Below are 376 nucleotides of genomic sequence, written 5' to 3'. Positions count from 1 at the left end.
CGGGCGCGGAACGGACGGCCGCGGTCACGCTCCTGCGCATCCGGGCCGACAAACGGCACCGTCGAGGGAAGCGCGGCGATAAGCGGCGTAAGGGGAGGGCGCAGGCGCATGGCAAGAGGCTCGTCGAGAAAAGGGGCCTTCTTGCTAGCGTGGACGGGTAGGCCGCGCAAGTTGCCGGCAGGGGGAAATGGCGGCGCTAGCTTGTGGATGAGGGGAGCAGCACGCCTCTGGCTGGAAATGTCCAGTGCTCAGCTCCCACCGCGAGTTCCTTCTCTAGTCTAATGCTGGATTTCGCAGGTCGATTTTGCTAGCGAGGCAAGATGAATAATCGGCTGCCTCCCGCCTGGTCCAAGCATCTCAAGGGCCTGTCCACGCC

The 376-nt window shown here is 64.1% G+C and carries 1 pseudogene; it reads right to left on the bottom strand.

The features are described from left to right. A pseudogene (locus EN807_RS37195) lies at positions 1-110 on the bottom strand (pyridoxal phosphate-dependent aminotransferase); the annotation flags it as partial. Between the last annotated feature and the right edge of the window lie 266 nt (positions 111-376).

Source organism: Mesorhizobium sp. M5C.F.Ca.ET.164.01.1.1, assembly GCF_004792125.1.
GTDB classification, from domain to species: domain Bacteria; phylum Pseudomonadota; class Alphaproteobacteria; order Rhizobiales; family Rhizobiaceae; genus Mesorhizobium; species Mesorhizobium wenxiniae.
The sequence above is the reverse complement of the archived record's forward strand: the minus strand, read 5'-3'. Positions and strand labels throughout refer to the sequence as shown.